Annotated in this window: 13 protein-coding genes and 2 riboswitches; of the genes, 7 read left to right on the forward strand and 6 right to left on the reverse strand. The window is 64.9% G+C overall.

The features are described from left to right. The first annotated feature begins 346 nt into the window (after positions 1–346). Entirely contained in the window at positions 347–1,291 is a 945-nt protein-coding gene (locus P0D89_RS44875; protein WP_408378639.1) for a flagellar brake protein, read from the forward strand. A 40-nt stretch (positions 1,292–1,331) separates the two neighbouring features. Here P0D89_RS44875 and P0D89_RS44880 read toward each other — a convergent pair whose 3' ends face one another. The 4 genes from P0D89_RS44880 to cobW form a co-directional block, all read right to left on the reverse strand. Further along, a complete protein-coding gene (locus tag P0D89_RS44880) occupies positions 1,332–1,871 on the reverse strand; it encodes a vWA domain-containing protein (RefSeq protein WP_408378657.1) in 540 nt (179 codons plus the stop codon). 155 nt (positions 1,872–2,026) lie between these two features. After that, the gene (locus tag P0D89_RS44885) at positions 2,027–3,136 is read right to left on the reverse strand and encodes a magnesium chelatase ATPase subunit I (protein ID WP_408378641.1); all 1,110 of its coding nucleotides are present in this window, start codon (positions 3,134–3,136) and stop codon (positions 2,027–2,029) included. Next, the gene (gene cobN, locus P0D89_RS44890) at positions 3,133–6,960 is read right to left on the reverse strand and encodes a cobaltochelatase subunit CobN (protein WP_408378642.1); all 3,828 of its coding nucleotides are present in this window, start codon (positions 6,958–6,960) and stop codon (positions 3,133–3,135) included. Before cobN ends, P0D89_RS44885 begins: the two co-directional genes overlap by 4 nt. Positions 6,961–6,966: 6 nt before the next feature. After that, positions 6,967–8,058: a cobalamin biosynthesis protein CobW gene (cobW, locus tag P0D89_RS44895; protein WP_408378644.1), complete on the reverse strand. Its 1,092-nt coding sequence runs from the start codon at positions 8,056–8,058 to the stop codon at positions 6,967–6,969. A gap of 238 nt (positions 8,059–8,296) precedes the next feature. Next, positions 8,297–8,576, reverse strand: a riboswitch (cobalamin riboswitch). A gap of 67 nt (positions 8,577–8,643) precedes the next feature. Beyond that, a riboswitch (cobalamin riboswitch) is annotated at positions 8,644–8,882 on the forward strand. 224 nt (positions 8,883–9,106) lie between these two features. Between cobW and cobA the strand changes: the two genes are divergently transcribed. The 5 genes from cobA to bluB are packed head-to-tail and all read left to right on the forward strand — an operon-like array spanning position 9,107 to position 12,966. Then, positions 9,107–9,916, forward strand: coding sequence for a uroporphyrinogen-III C-methyltransferase (gene cobA / locus P0D89_RS44900; protein WP_408378659.1), 810 nt, complete (start codon positions 9,107–9,109; stop codon positions 9,914–9,916). Next, positions 9,913–10,422: a cobalamin biosynthesis protein gene (locus P0D89_RS44905; protein ID WP_408378645.1), complete on the forward strand. Its 510-nt coding sequence runs from the start codon at positions 9,913–9,915 to the stop codon at positions 10,420–10,422. Before cobA ends, P0D89_RS44905 begins: the two co-directional genes overlap by 4 nt. Further along, positions 10,419–11,021 carry a cob(I)yrinic acid a,c-diamide adenosyltransferase gene (cobO, locus tag P0D89_RS44910; protein ID WP_149673481.1) on the forward strand — a complete coding sequence of 201 codons (603 nt, stop codon included), beginning with the start codon at positions 10,419–10,421 and terminating at the stop codon, positions 11,019–11,021. Before P0D89_RS44905 ends, cobO begins: the two co-directional genes overlap by 4 nt. A 3-nt stretch (positions 11,022–11,024) precedes the next feature. Next, a complete protein-coding gene (locus tag P0D89_RS44915) occupies positions 11,025–12,323 on the forward strand; it encodes a cobyrinic acid a,c-diamide synthase CobB (RefSeq protein ID WP_408378647.1) in 1,299 nt (432 codons plus the stop codon). Further along, complete coding sequence (gene bluB, locus P0D89_RS44920) at positions 12,307–12,966, forward strand: 5,6-dimethylbenzimidazole synthase (RefSeq protein ID WP_408378649.1); 660 nt, start codon at positions 12,307–12,309, stop codon at positions 12,964–12,966. The genes P0D89_RS44915 and bluB overlap by 17 nt, the downstream gene beginning before the upstream one ends. 10 nt (positions 12,967–12,976) lie before the next feature. On the opposite strand, the gene P0D89_RS44925 is transcribed toward bluB, so the two are convergent. Both P0D89_RS44925 and P0D89_RS44930 read right to left on the reverse strand, forming a co-directional pair. Next, positions 12,977–13,102: a hypothetical protein gene (locus P0D89_RS44925; protein ID WP_408378651.1), complete on the reverse strand. Its 126-nt coding sequence runs from the start codon at positions 13,100–13,102 to the stop codon at positions 12,977–12,979. Positions 13,103–13,456: 354 nt separating this feature from the next. After that, positions 13,457–14,908 carry a site-specific integrase gene (locus P0D89_RS44930; protein ID WP_408378653.1) on the reverse strand — a complete coding sequence of 484 codons (1,452 nt, stop codon included), beginning with the start codon at positions 14,906–14,908 and terminating at the stop codon, positions 13,457–13,459. Between the two features lie 1,878 nt (positions 14,909–16,786). On the opposite strand from P0D89_RS44930, the gene P0D89_RS44935 reads away from it, so the two are divergent. Next, entirely contained in the window at positions 16,787–17,137 is a 351-nt protein-coding gene (locus P0D89_RS44935; protein ID WP_408378655.1) for a hypothetical protein, read from the forward strand. The last annotated feature ends 21 nt before the right edge of the window (positions 17,138–17,158 follow it).

Raw genomic sequence — 17,158 nt, forward strand, 5'->3', positions numbered from 1 at the left:
TTAAAGATCGATCCGCCCAACGTTCGCCGGCACCCGTTTCAACTACCCGGTACCGCGTCCGTTCTGCGTCGCTGCATCAGCAGCAGAGAAACGAGATTATGGAGACCGGCCAGCGACCCGTCAACCCCCTTCTGTGAATTTTCTTTTAGACCGAACGAGCGGCCCGCATGGCAATAGCGTGTCGCCGGCTTGGTAACAGCGAAAATTAGTTAGTCATCCGATTCAATCTCGACATTCGTCCGGAACAGGAAGCAACCAGCCGACCGGCCGCGGCGACAGCGCAATTAAAGTTTGCGTCCCCACGGCCGTCAACCAGGTTATCCCGCCACTTAAACAGTTGCCGACCATGGACACTCCTGTCGAGGAACACGTCGAGGAAAACTCGCCCGCCGCGCTATCGCCGGCGCTCAGTCCGGTAGCGGTGCCAGTTGGCACGCCCCTCGACTGGCCGATCGTCGACGGCGACGGCACATTGCTTTTCGCCAGCGGGACCATCCTCGCGACCACAAACGAGCGTGAGTTCCTGTTCGGCAACTTTCATCCGCAGCGCGGCGACCTGCTGGACACGGTCGTCCCACCGCCGTCCGAAACCGTCCGGCCGGCGGACTCAAGCAGTTCGCTGACACTCAGAGACATGCATCTGGAAATAGGCGCATTGATCGGCATGCGCCCGCAGCTCGTCAGCGCCGCGCCGATGCACCCGTGCCGCATCATCGGCTTCGCGCCGAATCACGCGCTCTTTGTCACGCCGCCGATGCACGAGGGCCGCATGCTGCCGCTCGGGCTCGGCGAAAACATCGAGATCGTAGCGATTGCGAGCCACGCCGTGTTCCGATTCGTCTGCACGGTCGAAGCAATCTGCCGCGCACCATTCGACTACGTCGTGCTGTCCAGGCCCGGCGCGGTCCGCCGTCTGCGCGAGCGCAAGTCGATCCGCGTGCGTGCACACCTGGCGGTGCGCTTCGGTCTTGGCGAAACGGGAGAATCGTATGAAGGGCTCGGCTGCGCGAAAGGCATCAGCGCACTCGGCATGTCGTTGACCGCCTCGTGGACCCTCGGCGCGGTCGGTGAGCGGCTGCGAGTCGCCTTCCGCCTGAAGTCGGCGGACCTCGATACGGAGATCAAGACCAGCGCCATCATCCGCAATGTGCAAAAAGGCAACGGTCCCGGCGCGCCTTCGCATCACGGGCTCGAATTCGATCGACTCGACGCGGCTCAGCAGATGGCGATGAAAGTCTACGTATTCGACCGGCAGGACGACGTGCTGTACTGGTCGAACGGCTTGAAATAAGCAGTGCGGAAACGGGCGGGCGGCGCACCGCACGCGCCGTTCAGCCAACCAGCTCCTCTGGCATGAAACATCGCGCGCCCCACGCCTGCGCAAGCGCCGCGCAGCGGCCCAGCCGGATCGCCTCGCGCTCGAAATCGACGAATACGACCTCGTCCGCCGCGAGCGGGCGAGCGGGCTCGTCGCGTGTGCGGCCGTCGGTCAGAACCCACAACCAGCGCTGCTGGGCTGGCCTGAGCCGCGCACTACGTTCCAGCAGCTGCGCTGCCCGGCGGATGCCTGCACCCAGCGGCGTGCCGCCGCCACCGCCTACTGGACTGAGCCACCGCTCGTTCCACCAGCGCGGCACAGCCGGGCCGAAGCGCAGGTCCACGCCAGCACCGCCGAAACAGATCAGCGCAGCCTCGTCGCGCACGGCGCTCGCGCGGTCGAACAGCGCAATCAGCAGCCCCTTCGCGAGCGCGAGGCGCTGCCCGGTCAGCATGGAGCCGGAGCAATCGAGCACGAAGCAATGCAGCACGCCGCCGCGCGGCGCCTCGCGCACGAAACGCAAATGCTCCGCACGCAGCGCGTCCTGGCGCATCGCGGCGAGGGTCTGCGGCCATGCGATGCGTTTGCCCGGCTGGCCGCGCGAATTGACCCGCGAATTTAGCCACAAATGGTCGCGCGAATTCGCGCCTGCGCGTTGCCGCCATCGAAAACCGCTGCGCGAGTCAGCGGCGGCGCCCTTCCGATGGCTCAGCGTTTTTTTACGTCAAGCGGCAACACCCGTTTGACGTGCGTGGTTGCGGCGGGCCCGGGCGGCAGGTAGCCCCAATCGCTCTCGCCCGCAACGGCGGGCGACGGCGCGGCGTCCACCGCGGATGCGGGCGACCGGTCAGAGCCGGAAGCCGTTTGCGGCCGCGCTTCGCCGTTACGCGTGTGGCCATCTGCTTGCCCGTCATCCTGACGACGCTGCCGGCGCCGATGAATCAACACCGCTTCAGCGACGCACTCCACATGCTCCACCGTCACCGCCCCCGCCTGCTCCAGTGCGGCCAGCGCGCGCGCCGCGCGCAACATCACGAGATCGGCACGCAGGCCATCCACGGCCGCGTCGATGCACAACGCGCTGACACGCGCATGCACGGCGTCGTCGAACGCGAGTTGCGGCAGCGCTTCGCGCGCCGCCCGAATCCGCTCCGCCTGCGCCGCCTGCTGCTCCGCGTAGCCCGCACGAAACCGTTGCGGATCAAGATCGAACGCGAGCCGCGCTTTCACGATCGCCTGACGCACCCGCGGCTCGAAGCAATTCAGCAACTCGACCATCAAGCCGAAGCGGTCGATCAATTGCGGCCGCAACTCGCCTTCCTCGGGATTCATCGTGCCGATCAGCACGAAGCTCGCGTCGTGGCTGTGCGACACGCCATCGCGTTCGACGGTATTCACGCCGCTCGCCGCCGCGTCGAGCAGCGCATCGACGAGCGCGTCGGGCAACAGGTTAACTTCATCGACATACAGCACGCCCTGGTGCGCTTTCGCGAGCAGGCCCGGCGAAAACCGCACCGAGCCGTCGCGCAGCACGGTTTCGATATCGAGCGTGCCGATCAGCCGATCCTCGCTCGCGCCAAGCGGCAGATTCACCAGTTGCCCTTGCGGCAACAACTCCGCGAGCGCGCGCGCCGCGGTCGACTTGGCCGTGCCGCGCGGCCCGCTGACCAGCACGCCGCCGAGCCCGGGGTCGATCGCCGCCAGCAACAGTGCCTGCTGCAACGGCGCCTGGCCGATCAGCGCGGCAAACGGAAAGGCGGGCCGCTGGATGGGTCGCCCGGCCGCCTGATGGGTTGCTGCCGGCTTTGCTGCATTCATGTTTGGCTTCCTTCGATCTGCTGCTCGCTCGCGAGCAGATGCTGTTCGACTTGCGCGCGATAGTCGCCCGGCGCCTGCCATAAACCGCGCTGCATCGCTTCGAGCAGACGCTCGCAGATCGAATGCAACGCATGCGGGTTATGCCGTTGCAAGAATTCGCGGGTATCGGCGTCGTTCAGGTAAGCATCGGTGACGAGCGCGTATTGATGATCCGCGATCACGCGCGCCGTCGCGTCGTAACCGTACAGATAGTCCACGGTCGCGGCGATTTCGGCCGCGCCCTTGTAGCCGTGACGCTTCACGCCATCGAGCCATTTCGGATTGACCACGCGCGAGCGAATCACCCGCGCGATCTCCTCATGCAGCGTGCGCACGCGCGGCGCGGCCGGATTACTGTGATCCGCGTGATACACGCTCGGCTGAGTGCCGGCCAGATGCCGCACCGCCGCGACCATGCCGCCCTGAAACTGGTAATAGTCGTTCGAATCGAGCAGGTCGTGTTCGTGGTTGTCCTGGTTCTGCAGCACCACGTCCAGCGCGGCGAGGCGCGCGCCGAACGCATGGCGCGCCTCTTCGCCGGCGTTCTTTTGCGTGTACGCGTAACCGCCCCACGCCTGGTACGCATTGGCCAGATCGGCATCGGTTTGCCATTGCCGCGTGTCGATCATCTCCTGCAGACCCGCGCCATACGCGCCGGGCCTCGCGCTGAACACGCGCCAGCCGGCGCGCTTGCGCGCCTCGGCGGGGTCCATGCCACGGACGACGAGCGCATCGCGTTCGCGCTGCACGCGCGCGCGGATCGGGTTCAGCGCTTCGGGTTCGTCGAGTTCGGCGACCGCCTGGACGGCGGCGTCGAACAGGTGCATCACGTTTGCAAACGCGTCGCGAAAGAACCCCGACACGCGCAACGTGACGTCGATACGCGGCCGGTCGAACGCCTCGATCGGCATGATCTCGAAGTCGGTCACACGATGGCTGCCTGGCGCCCATTTGGGCCGCACGCCCAGCAGCGCGAGCGCCTGAGCGACGTCGTCGCCGCCGGTGCGCATCGTCGCGGTGCCCCACACCGAGAGTCCGATCGCGCGCGGATAATCGCCGTGCTCCTGCAGATGCCGCTCGATCAACTGCTGCGCGGATTTCAGTCCGAGCGACCACGCGGCTTGCGTGGGAACCGCGCGCGTGTCGACCGAATAGAAATTGCGGCCGGTGGGCAGCACGTCGGGCCGCCCGCGCGATGGCGAACCGCTCGGTCCCGGCGGTACGAAACGTCCTTCGAGGCCGCGCTTCAGTTGCAGCATTTCCTGCGGACCGCATGCGTCGAGCCGCGGCAGCACATCGTCGCGCAAACGCGCGATGACCTGCTCCGCTTGCGGCAACGTGCCGGCTGGCGGTGTCACGCGTGATGTCGGGCACGGCGCGTCGTCCACATCGGGGCGATCGCGGCACACGCTGCTCAACAACTGCGTAGCCAGCAGCTCCAGCCGCTCGCGCGTATCGCCGCAATGCCGCCAGGGCGCATCGCTCGCCTGCTGCAACACTTCGGGACGCGGGCCTTCCCACACTGCCGACCAGTCCACCGACAACGGATCGAACAGATGGTCCATGCGCAGATCGCGCGCCAGCGCGTCGATCAAGCCGGCCTTGCCGCCTCGCCCATCGCCGACCGGAAAACGCCCCAACGCCAGCAGCGTGTCGCGCCGCTGCACCCCGCCGGGCGACTGCCCGAACGTGTGCAAGCCATCGCGAATCTGCGCTTCCTTCAACTCGCACAGCCATGCATCGACGCGCGTGAGCAGCGTGTCCTCGTCGTCTAGCCCGTTCGGCGCGGCGAGGCTCAGCTCCTCGTGCAGCTTGTGCTTGACGATGGTCGCGAGAATCGTGCGCCGCAACAGCTTCGAGCGGCGTGGATCGACCATCAGCGCTTCATAGTATTCGTCGACCTGGCGCTCGAGGTCCTGCAACGGCCCATAGCTTTCCGCGCGCGTGAGCGGCGGCATCAGGTGATCGACGATGACGGCCTGTGCGCGGCGTTTGGCCTGACTGCCCTCGCCCGGATCGTTGACGATGAACGGATACAGATGCGGCATCGGCCCGAGAATCAGATCGGGCCAGCACGCATCGCTCAACGCGACGCTCTTGCCGGGCAGCCATTCGAGATTGCCGTGCTTGCCGACATGAACGACCGCGTCGATGCCGAACTGGTGACGCAGCCAGAAATAGAACGCGAGGTACGCATGCGGCGGCACCAGCTCGGCGTCGTGATAGCTCGCGTAATCGCCCTGCTCGCGCGAACGCGACGGCTGGATGCCGACGAACACCTGCCCGCAGCGCCAGCCCGCGATCATGAAACGGCCGCGGCGCAACGTCGGGTCCTGCTCGGGCGCGCCCCAGCGTGCGTTCAATGCGTGCCGCGCAGCGGCGGGCCATGCGTTGAAGTGCGTCAGATAGTCGTCGAGCGCGAGGCTTTGCAGCGCGGGGCGCAGATCGCGGACCACCGGATCGTTGGTCACGCCCTCGGTGAGCTTCTTTAACAGCGCGTCGCCGTCCGCGGGCAATTGCGCGAGACGATAGCCCTCGTCGCGCAGCATCGACAGGATGCCGACCACCGACGCCGGCGTATCGAGCCCCACGCCATTGCCGATGCGCCCTTCGCTCATCGGATAGTTGGCCAGAATCAACGCGAGCTTCTTGTCCGCGTTATGGAGCGAACGCAGACGGCACCAGCGGCGGCTCAGTTCCGCGAGAAAGCCCACACGCTCGAGGTCCGGCTGATAACGGACCACATCGACCTGGGTATGAGGACAGCGATAGGCGAGCCCTTTGAAGCTGATCGCGCGCGTGATGATGCGGCCGTCCACTTCCGGCAGCGCGATATGCATCGCGATATCGCGCGAGTTGAGGCCGTGGTTGTCCTTGAGCCAGTCGTCGCGATTGCCGCCGCTCAGGATCACCTGGAACACCGGCGCGTCGCCAGCGAGCGCGAGCGGCTCGGGGTCGTCGATCGCGGACGCGGCGAACGCGGTCGTGTTCAGCACCAGCGCGACCTCGTGTTGCGCGCACAGCGTCTGCACGATTTCACGGCTCACCGCGTCCTTCAGCGACGTGATTGCGATCGGCAAAGGATTGAGACCTTGCGATTCGAGCGCGTCGATCAGCGCGTCGAACACCGCTGTGTTGGCCGCCTGAAGATGTGCCTTGTAGAACAGGATCGCCGCGACGGGCGCACCCGGCTGCCAGCGCGCCTGCCAGTCGGCGATGGTCGGCGTATCGTGTTTGGGATGGTAGAGCGACGCGGCCGGCAACGCGCGCGGCTGCGCAGGCTCGCGCCCCCAGCCGAACGCGCGATGCGCGATACAGCGCAGAAACGCCTCGGCATTTTGCGGACCGCCTTCGCGCAGATAGCGCCACAGCTGATGACACAGCGCGGCGTCGGCGGTGCTGCGCGCGAGCAGGTTCGGATCTTCCTGCAAGTCGCCGGAAAACATCGCGAGCGTCTGCTGCTTGCGCTGCGCGAGCGCGACGACCTGTTCAATGCCATACGGCCAGTACGCTTCGCCGCCGAGGTGATCGACTACCACCACGCGCGCGTGCTGCAACACGTCCTCGACGTAGAAGTCAACCGAGGCCGGTTGCCGCAGATACGTGACGTTCGCGAGCCGCACGCTGGGGCAGCCCTCGCCCAGCCGCGGGAACACGCTCGCGAGCAATGACAGCGTGGTGTCGGCGGAACTCAGCACCACGATATCGGCGGGCTGCTGATCGATACGGATCACGCCTTGCGTATCGTCGACAAAGCCGCCCGGCGTGGTGCGCAGCAGATGCATGAGCGCTTACGCCTCGCGTGCTTCGGCGCTCGACCACATGCCGAGCGCCGTATCGAACGCGCGTTGCAGCGCGGCCCGATCGAGGTCTTCGCCGATCAGCACGAAGCGGCTTTGCGTGCCTTCGCCAGCTAGCCAGCGCCGGTCGAAGTAACTATCGAAGCGCCGCCCCACGCCCTGAATCACAAGCCTCATCGCCGCGCCCGGCAATGCCGCGAAACCTTTGACGCGGTAAATCGTGTTCGTTTCGACAAGGCCTTGCAGCGCGGCGATCACCGCTTCACGCGAAGGCGCGTTCGCATGCACGACCACTGAATCGAATTCGTCGTGGTGATGATCGGCGTCGTCGGCGGAACCGTGGTGATCGTGGCGCAGGTGGATCGTTTCTTCCGAGGCCGCTTCGAGACCCAGAAGCGTGTGCAGATCGAGCTGCCCCATATGCGCGCGCACGATCTTCACCTGCGGCGGAATTTCTTCGCGAATCACGGCTTCGACCGCGCTTTGCTGCGCATCGTCGAGCAGATCGGTCTTGTTCAGAATCACCAGATCGGCCGCGGACAACTGATCTTCGAACAACTCGTGCAGCGGTGACTCGTGGTCGAGATTCGGATCGGCCTTACGCTGCGCATCCACCGCAACGGGGTTGTCGGCGAACTGACCGCTTGCGGAAGCGGGGCCGTCGACCACCGTCACGACTGCATCGACGGTGAAGCTGTTCTTGATCTGCGGCCAGTTGAACGCCTGCACCAGCGGCTTGGGCAGCGCGAGCCCGGAAGTCTCGATCAGCACATGATCGATCTGCTCGCGGCGCTCCACGAGCCGTTCCATCACCGGGAAGAACTCTTCCTGCACGGTGCAGCACAGGCAGCCGTTCGCGAGTTCATACAGTTGGCCTTCGGTCTCGACGCCGTTTTCGTCGCAACCGATCCCACAACCCTTGAGGATTTCCCCGTCGATGCCGAGTTCGCCGAATTCGTTGACGATCACCGCGATGCGCTTGCCGCCCGCATGCTGAAGAATGTGCCGCAGCAGCGTGGTCTTGCCGCTGCCGAGAAAGCCCGTGACGATGGTGACGGGGATCTTGCGCATTTGAGTTTGCATCGTGAGGTCCATCCGTAGGCGTTGCGCCAGCGTGCCGGCGTGTGTGCCCGCTTGCCTGCATGAGGCGGCGCGGCGAAGCTGCGCGGGGCGCACGCGCTGCAAGCCGGAACCGTCACGACACGACATACGGGGACGAACGACGGCGTTGCCGCCACAACTTAAAAAACGCGTAACAGCGCGGAAAAACGCGCAGAAAGTGGGAATGAGATCATGAACGTGCCGTCGCATCCCCGCGACGAGCGTCCTGCGTATTCTGGCCGGTATCCGGGCTGGCGAAAGCGCCGCTTCCCCTTCCCGGGCGAGTGATTTCTCGCCCAGTGGTGATATGCCGACGCGGCCTTGCGCGTGGACATCGAAGCCGGCTCCGCGGCACCTGGCGATGAAGCCGGCGCTGCTTTTCGCTTACCGTTGCGGGGGCAGCACAGGTTGGCCCGGTCCAAAGCAGGCGGGCACCCTGTTTCCCGTTTAACTGCATGCGCACGAGCGCGCACACGAGCACCAAAGTGCGTGCGAGTGTAGGCCCGCAGCCTTGCGCCGTCAAGGAAACGCCCGCCTCGCGCGCTTATCGGGCGGGGCGCCATGTGCTATCGTATGCGCGCGTTTGGTGCCCGCACATGCATTCGCGTGTGCAGTTAAACGGGAAACAGGCCGCGCGAGATGCGCTCAACCTGTGCTGTCCCCGCAACGGTAAGCGACCTGCGACGCCAGATTCATTTCTGTTGCGCCGCGCATGCGTTTTCAATGCCACTGTCCGACGAACCGGACGGGAAGGCAAAGCGCATGAGGCCGCCAGCCCGGATACCGGCCAGACGCGGAGGCGGCGAACGTCACGCCGCCGGCCGCCGGAATCCGCGAGGGACGGATGTGAAGGCGCTGATGCACGACGTCGCGCGTGGGCTGGTGTTTTCCCGGGGAAAGCATTGCAAGCCGCTTGCTCGTCGAGCCCGAATCCGTGGCACCGCATGACCTCGATATCCGCCGTCCGGCGCTTCTTCGCACTTTGCCTGTTCCCGTCAGTCACGCCATGGCGCGCGCCATGCACGCCGCGATGACGCGCGCGTGGCTGATCGGCGCGGGCCCGGGCGACGTCGAACTGATGACGCTGAAGGCGACCCGCGCGCTCGCGCAAGCCGACGTGGTGCTGGTCGACGATCTGGTGAATCCCGACGTGCTGCAATTCGCGCGCGCCGATGCGCTGGTCGTCTACGTCGGCAAACGCGGCGGGCATCCGTCGACGCCGCAGGCCGGCATCGTCGCGCAGATGCTCGAGCATGCGCGCGCCGGACGCAGTATCGCGCGGCTGAAAGGCGGCGATCCGTTCGTATTCGGCCGGGGCGGAGAGGAACAGCAGGCGCTGCACGCGGCGGGCATCGAGGTGGAAGTCATCAACGGCGTCACGGCGGGGATCGCGGCGCCCGCGGCGATCGGCATTCCGGTCACGCACCGCGACTACGCGCAGGGCGTGGTGTTCGTCACCGGACACGGCGCGGGCAGCGGCGAGCCGGATTGGGCCGCGCTCGCCGCCACGCGCATGACGCTGGTGATCTACATGGGCATGCGGCGGCTCGCCGAGATCGTCGGCGCGTTGCTCGCGGCCGGTATGGGCGGCGACACGCCGTGCGCGGCGATCGAGTCGGCGACGCGCCCCGGGCAACGTCACGTGCTCGCGCGGCTCGGCGAATTTGCCGACACCGTCGCGCGCGCCGGACTCGGCTCGCCGGCGATCGTGGTGATCGGCGGCGTGGCGTCGCTCGCGCTGGCGCGGGCAGCGGCGCACGCCGAAGAGGCTGATGGGGTCGAGGTTCACGCCGCTGATGCGGTAGCCCCCGTCCAGACGCACGGAACGGGCAGCCAATGAAAACGCTGAGCGTCGGCATTGGTTGCCGCTTGCACAGTTCGGCCGAGCAGATCGAAGCGGCGGTGCGCGCCGCGCTCGGCGCACGTGCATTCGATCAGATTAGCGTAGTCGCCTCGGTCGATACCAAAGCCGACGAGGCAGGTCTACTCGCGTTCTGCGCGCGTCATTCACTGATGCTGCAATTGTTCAGCCGTGAGCGGATCGCAGCGATGGCAGTAGCAAACCCATCGGCGGTGGTGCGCGACCATCTCGGCGTGGATGGGGTCTGCGAACCATGCGCGTTGCTCGCCGCATCGGCCGAACTGGGCGCCGCGTATGCCACGCCTGATGCATCCGACACGCGAACTCCGCTGACCGCAACGGACGCGCCCGTCTCGGCTCGCGCTCGCCTCCTCGTACCCAAAACGCTGCACGCCGGCGTCACCGTGGCGATCGCCACGACCGCCGCCCACACCGGCCACCAATCGCCAGACAACATCGACACTCACCAACAGGACCTTCGATGAAGACCGATCCCGAATCGCATCAACGCATGACCGAGCGCCGGCGCGAAGGCCATGAGAAGAAGCAGGCCAGCGCCACCGTCGAAAAAGGCCTGCTGATCGTCAACACCGGCACCGGCAAAGGCAAGACCACCGCCGCTTTCGGCATGGCCGTGCGCGTGCTCGGCCACGGCATGCGCCTGGGCGTCGTGCAGTTCATCAAGGGCGCGCTGCATACGTCGGAGCGCGACTTCCTCGGCGCGATCGCCAACTGCGATTTCGTCACGATGGGCGACGGCTACACCTGGAACACGCAGAACCGCGATGCCGACATGGCCACCGCGCGCAAAGGCTGGAACGAAGCGCGCCGGATGATCGAAAGCGGCGAGTACCAGATGGTCATACTCGACGAGCTGAACACCGTGCTGAAGTACGAATACCTGCCGCTCGACGAAGTGCTGTCGGTGCTGAACGCGCGCCCGCCGATGCTGCACGTGGTGGTGACCGGCCGTCACGCACCGGATGCGTTGATCGAAGCCGCCGACCTCGTCACCGAAATGCGCATCGTCAAGCATCCGTACCGCGAGCAAGGCGTAAAAGCGCAGCGCGGCGTGGAGTTCTGAGCGATGTCAGCGTGCCCCGCCCTCTTCATCAGCGCCCCCGCTTCGGGGCAAGGCAAGACCACGATCACCGCCGGTCTCGCGTGCTATCACCGGCGGCTGGGGCGGCGCGTGCGGGTCTTCAAGACCGGGCCGGACTTTCTCGACCCGATGATCCTCGAACGTGCGAGCGGCGCGCCGGTGTTGTCGCTGGATCTGTGGATGGTCGGCGAAGCCGCGTGCCGCAACCTGCTCGCGCGGGCGGCGGCCGAAGCCGATCTGATTCTGATCGAAGGGGTGATGGGCCTGTTCGACGGCACGCCGAGCAGCGCCGATCTCGCCACGGCCTTCGGCGTGCCGGTGCTAGCGGTGATCTCCGCCAAGGCGATGGCGCAGACTTTCGGCGCGGTCGCGTTCGGGCTCGCGCACTTCAGGCCGCAGGTGCCGTTTTACGGCGTGCTCGCGAATCGCGTCGGCTCCGCGCGGCACGCGCAAATGCTCGAGGAAGCATTACCGCCCGAGCTGCGCTGGTGCGGATACATCGCGGCGAGCGATGAAATCGCGTTGCCCGACCGCCACCTCGGCTTGCACCAGGCGGCCGAGATCGACGATCTGGACGCGCGCCTCGCGCGCGCCGCCGATACGCTTGAGGCGATCGCGCTGGCCGCGTTGCCGCCGCCGGTCGAATTCGGCGCGCCCGTGCCGCCAATGCTGCCGCGTCTGCTGGAAGGCAAGCGGATCGCGATCGCCCGCGATGCCGCGTTCTCGTTCATCTATCCGGCGAACGTCGCGCTGCTGGAAGCGCTCGGCGCGCACATCGACTACTTCTCGCCGCTCGCCGACGAAGCGTTCCCCGCCGACGCCCACGCGCTCTACCTCCCTGGCGGCTACCCCGAACTGCACGCGAGCACGCTCGCCGCCAACACGCGCAGCGCGGCGTCGATCCGCGCGCATGCGGCCGCTGGCAAACCGCTCGTCGCCGAATGCGGCGGCATGCTCTACCTGCTCGACCAGCTGACCGACACGCAGGGCGCCAGCACGCCGATGCTCGGCCTGCTGCCCGGCCACGCTAGGATGCAAACACGCTTCACCGCGCTCGGCATGCAGCAGATCGACAGCCTGCACGGACCGCTGACCGGGCACACGTTTCATTACTCGACGCTGAACACCCCGCTCGCGCCCTTGCGTTCGGCCACCCGCGCGCACAGCGATGCGCCCGGCGAGGCCGTGTACCGCGCGGGCTCGATCGTGGCGACTTACATGCATGCTTATTGGCCCTCCAACCCGGCCTTCACGGCCGCCCTGTTCCATGGCGAAGCCTTTTAACGACTCCGAGCGCGACGCCGTCTATCGCGCCATCTACGAGCGCCGCGACATGCGCCACTTCGTGCCCGATCCGGTCGATCCCGCCGTGCTGCGGCGGCTGCTCGACGCGGCGCATCACGCGCCGAGCGTCGGTTTCATGCAGCCGTGGCGGATTGCGCGCATCACGGACCCGGCGCTGCGCACGGCCTTGCACGCGACGGTCGAAAGCGAGCGGCTCGCCACCGCCGACGCGCTCGGCAAACGCCGCGACGAGTTCATGAAGCTGAAAGTGGAAGGCATGCTGGAGTGCGGCGAACTGCTGGTGATCGCGCTGATGGACGGGCGCGAGCGGCACATCTTCGGGCGCCGCACCTTGCCGGAGATGGACCTCGCGTCGGTGGCGTGCGCGATCCAGAACATGTGGCTAGCCGCGCGCGCCGAAGGCCTCGGCATGGGCTGGGTGTCGCTGTTCGACGTCGACGCGGTTCACGCGCTGCTGCAGATGCCCGAGGGCGCGCGGCCAGTGGCGATTCTGTGCCTCGGCCACGTCGACCAGTTTTACAGCGCGCCGATGCTGGAAACCGAGCGCTGGGCGAGCCGCCTGCCGCTTGCCGACTGTGTGTTCGAAAACCGCTGGCCGCAAGCCGACGCGACGCCGGAATAGCACCCGCGCATTACGGTTGCAGCGGCTTCACCGAGATCACCGTCGGCACACCGTTCGCCTTTTCCTGCTGGAGTTTGACGCGCCAGTCTGGCGGCGCATCGAACGGAAACGTGGCGAGTGCGCATTTCACGAGCACTGGCATCGCATGCGACGGGTGTACGTCGGTACCCTTGGGGCAGTCTCAATTTTGGGCGCTGGCCTATCGATGGTCAAATTCGGACATCGGGATCTGCGTACGGAGAAACGTCGCAAGGGCCACCCCTTGCGTGACTCGAAAGCTTCGGCGATTTTGACCGCCGCGGCAAGCGTAATCATGTCGATTGCCCCTCGTGGCAGCTCCCGAACGGGGGAAGTCTCGGGGGCGTAGTCGTGACCCAACGCGCGCGCAATGTCATGGCGGCATACCAAAACAATGTCATGGCGGCATACCAAAATAATGAGGGAGACGTTTGCCTGGGACGGCTGTTGTCTGCGTCCCCCAACATACCATTTAAGACCGGTCTGAGCCCCCCGGTTTGCGAGCGACAACCGCAAACGGAAACTGCAGTTTCATCTGGCGGTCTTCGGGGCGTTGGCTAGCATCGCCGGCCCCGCGTGAGTCCGCCGCCGCTCCGTCGCCCTTCCGATCAGTGGTAACGCGCCCACGACCGCGATACTCCGGCGCCTTGAACCGCGCGACGATGCTGGCGATCGAAGGCCGTTCGCGTCGGGCCGCGCCATCATACGGCACAGGGGATGACGCCGCGATGTCGGTATCCTTACTCGCCATTTCGCTCGCCACCGGCTGCGCTGGCGCGCCATCGGGGGCCTTCGGGGGGGCGATGCGCTTTGCGGACGTCGACGCATAGTTCTGGTCGTCGCCGCCCTTTCGGGCGAAGCGGCGGCCGGCGCCGACGTACTCTACGTCGTTGTCCTTGTCTCGTTTGAACGCCCCAAAGTAGCTCGCCATCACCTGAGTTCGGCTGTGGCCGACAAGTTCACTGACTTCCGCCACCCTCGCCATCAGTTCGTCGTACGGCGGGTTTTCACCTGTGTACTCCTCTGTGACGGGATCGAATCCCTTGACCCGGGCCATGTTGACGCAAAACTCGGCGCGCAGGCCGTGTCCGACAACATCGGCGTCTTTTTTGGTGATGCCGATCTCCCGGCAGTACGCGTAGTAGTTGCCGTAGCAGTATTCGAGTGTTGCAATACCGCCCCGGCGCGTTTTTTCCCATGCGAGGCTTTGATCTTTCCTGATCCGGTCTTTGATCACTTTGTCCATGACGACAAATTGTTCCGGAATCAGGAACGGAATCTTTCGCGGGCGACTACCCTTCGGCCCTGCGTTCGGGTAGACCATCAGGCCGTCGTGGTGGTGCGCTTTCCACGGCCTCAGGAGCAGTGCCTCCTTCATCCGGAGACCGTATGTGAGCTGCACCAGCAGAATTAGCCCAAACCGCTCGTTCAGCAGGAATGCCTGCTGGATCTTTTCCTCAACGTTGATACCGTTCGCGGTCCACGATTTTGACTTGGATGCAGCTGCCCTGACAACTAGCTCCTTTGGGTTGACGTCCGGCAGGTACGCCTCGAGCGGTTTCACCATGTTCGGCTTACGAATCCACCGAGCGAACTTGCGCAGAATGGACAGTTCGGTTTTGATCGTGTTGACCTGCTTCTTCCGAACGTAATACCAGTGGTGGACGAGTTTGCGGACATTCTCCTCTTTGAGGTTGTGGGGCCGCGGAGTCATGCCTAACTCATTGTGGAGCGTGTTGAATGCGGTGAAGAGTGCCTCTGCCGTGATTGCACGTGTCCGATAGGACGCGACGCGTCCGTCAACGCGTTGGCCGGCGTGCTTGTTGATCAAGTCTTGCAGTTCGGCTTGCCAGCCTGTTTCGCGTCGTTGGCCACTGCGCTCTTCCTTTCGCACTTTGGGGGTGAAATTAACAATGCGGGTCACTTTTTTCTCCACTGACAGACGCGCTCGCCTACCCATCGGTCTTTTGGTAGGCCAAGCGCACAACGGTCTAGCGCCGCGTCTGCACGAGGCGGACGGCGAGCGCTTCCTTGCCGTCTCTGTCCCTGTCTCGCACCAGGATCAGGCTTTAGCCAGCGCTTAGCTGGACCCGGGCTACAGCAAGCCCGTAACAACATGGACACCGTGAGTACGGTCGATCTTTAAAGTGTGCGAATTCCAGAGGCCTGCTCATTGTCCAAGTCAGCCACATGGCCCGGGCCTTACGGTTACCGGGTTACCTAGCCGCAGCTAGGCGCCGCCCCCTTTTTCGCGGAGAGGACGAACCGACGCGCATCCGATTGCCGTTAAGGCCTCGGTAAAGGTAGCGCGCGTACCTGAGTTAATTGCCCTTCCCCCGATGGATGGGAGCAGGGGGAGCCGTCCGCCAGTCCGTCGCCTAAGCGAGATGAGTTGGCGGCCCGTCGCGGTGACGGCGAGGCCTCTTTATGCGGGGGGGTGATAGCGGATCCAAAAATATCCAAAAGGGTCTGGGATGGGTTTCAAACCGGTCCGGAACCCGCACTCGGCAAGGGTTTGGCCTCACCTCAGTATTGGAAAGTATTTGAATACAGCTCTTTAAAAAAACGCCGGGAGGCGTTGGGGGTACTTCAATTTCATCGAGACCGTGCCATTCCAACGATCTCTTTTTGGGGTGCCCGCTCGCGAGAGTTTGGGCTGCCGCAGTGGCGGCTTGGGTGTTCCATGCGGTCGGGACATGATGCGCACGACTCGCTGGGCTGAAGTTAAACACATCATGCGGCCGGGTGCAAGTGCTTGTGATGAAGGCACTGCGTTAATGCCGCCCGCAGATCGGGGATTTTTCAACAACCGTGGCTCGCTATACGAACCGATGCGGCTCTGCGTCCTTGAAGTGCGCTCGTTTGCCAATCAAATATCTCGTTTGAGGAGCCTGTTTTCGCATGGATTCACATCCGTCGACTCGATAACCTGACGCGGACGGCAAATCGGACGAAAGTCCGGACGAAACCCCGGACCATATCGAACCATATCGGACGAAACCCCGGACGAAACCCCGGACGAAACCCCGGACGAAAGCCCGGCCGAAAACCCGGTCGAAAGTCCGGACGATATCGGACGAAAGAGCGGACCAGTCTCGACGGTAAGCCAGACTAGTCGCCCACGGATCAAAGACGCGCACCCGTACCGACACGGAAAATCAAGATGGCTTCACACGAGAAAACGCCCCCTGCCGATCCTGATCAATTTTTTAAGGTCAACAAGCACCGGGCGAAGCTGCGCGATTACGAGGACGTGATTGAACCGCTTATAGCCAAACGATGGAGCGCCTATATGATTTGGCGCTATTTGAACGAGGATTGTGGGGTAAGGGTCGCCCGTTCGACCGTGTATGAGTTTTGCAGCCGTGTTAAGGCGGGTGACGCGCCAACGACTAGCACGTCATTATCCCGGTCTGTGCCGGGGCCGGCGACGCGTGGCGCTTCCATTCAGAAGGCACCGACTGCCACGTCGACGGAGGCTCCGACGCCAGATGGTTCCGGCGGAACGGGAGCGGATATAGCTCAGGAAGGAGGCGTTCCGCGAACGGGAGCATCGGCCCCTTCCCCGCTGCCCGGACGAAATGCGGAGCGCGGAAGCGCCGCATTCGAAGCTGAGGGTGAGCAGACGAAGCAGAGAATAGCAACACCCCGGTCCAGCGCGATAGCGCCTGCTCCGGACATCCTTAGACCCTTCGACGCGAGCGATCCCGCCTTTCTCGCGGAGGAACGAAAACTCCGTTGGCCCGGGAAAAAACGCGCCCAGTAAGGTGGTCACTAACTTAAAGAGATAGGGAAGGACACGATGAGTGAGGTTCAGCAGCAGCCCAAGAACGAGCAACGTACGCCGATGGCCGCCGAGCGCGGGCCGCGGATCCTGGTTGCTTGCCAGGTCGGCATGACCGGGAAGAGCACCGTCGCGGCAAACGTATTGCATGCTCGCCTCGGCGGCCGGTTTTTTTCGGTGGACTCCGTGAACCAGGACGCGACGCAATACGGGACCGAGGTTGAGCGTGTTTTTGGAGACGACATCCACGAGATGCGGCTTGAGATCATGCGAGCGAACGAACCTGTTGTGGTGGACCTCGGCGCTTCTGACTTCACGAGTTTCTTGGGGCAGATGGCGGCGGCCAACATGGAGGGGTCAGTCGGGTAGCAGCAGCGCATTGCTGCGCTG

Source organism: Paraburkholderia sp. RL18-085-BIA-A (assembly GCF_046027075.1).
Classification (GTDB): Bacteria; Pseudomonadota; Gammaproteobacteria; order Burkholderiales; family Burkholderiaceae; genus Paraburkholderia.